At 80.3% G+C, this 829-nt stretch carries 1 pseudogene; it reads left to right on the forward strand.

The features are described 5' to 3' along the window. A pseudogene (locus tag DZG00_RS15950) lies at nucleotides 1–829 on the forward strand (FtsK/SpoIIIE domain-containing protein); the annotation flags it as partial.

The following is an 829-nucleotide window of genomic DNA, read 5'->3' on the forward strand; positions in this document are numbered from 1 at the left end:
GACCTCGCCCGCATCGCCGCCGCCCGCGCGACCCGCGGTCCCGTGCGGCGCCCGTGGCTGGATCCGCTGCCCGCCTCCGTCCCGTTCGCGGAGCTGGCGGCGGTGCCGCCCCTCGTCCGGCACGGATCCGCGGTCGCGGGACCTCCGGCGGCGGTCGTCCCGTTCGCCCTCGTCGACCTGCCCGGGGAGCAGCGGCGGGCCACGGCCGCGTGGCGCCCGGCGACGGACGGCCACCTGCTCGTGGTCGGCGGTCCGGGATCCGGCCGCAGCACGTGCCTGCGCACCCTCGCCGAGTCCGCCGTCGCCGCCGGCGTCGAGGTGCGGGAGGTGCCCGCGGACGCGGAGGGCTGCTGGGACGCGGTCGCCGCCGTCGTCGCCCGCATCCGCGACCCACGTGCCCCGCGTGATCCGCTCCTCGTCCTGGCCGACGACCTCGACGTCGCCGTCTCCCGCCTGGAGCCCGAGCACCAGGCCGCCCTGCTCGAGCTGGTGGCCGCCGTCGTCCGCGAGGGGCCGCACGCCGGGGTGGCGCTCGCCGTGTCGGGTCGACGCGCGGGCGGTCCGCTCCAGGTCGTGGGCGCGGCGGCGGGCCCGCCCGTGATCCTCCCGCTCCCGACCCGGCAGGAGCACGTGCTGGCCGGCGGCGAGAGCCGGCTCTTCGATGCCCGTGCGACGCCCGGCGCGGGGGAGTGGCGCGGCGATCGGATCCAGGTGGCGCTGCCGCCCGCGGGCGCGTCAGCGCTCGTGCCGACGTCCGCCCTGCAGCGGAGCGCGGCCTGCCGTCCAGGGGCATCGGATCCCGCACCCCGCGCGCTCCTCGCCGCCGCCG

This window comes from Clavibacter lycopersici (assembly GCF_003576405.1).
GTDB classification, from domain to species: domain Bacteria; phylum Actinomycetota; class Actinomycetes; order Actinomycetales; family Microbacteriaceae; genus Clavibacter; species Clavibacter lycopersici.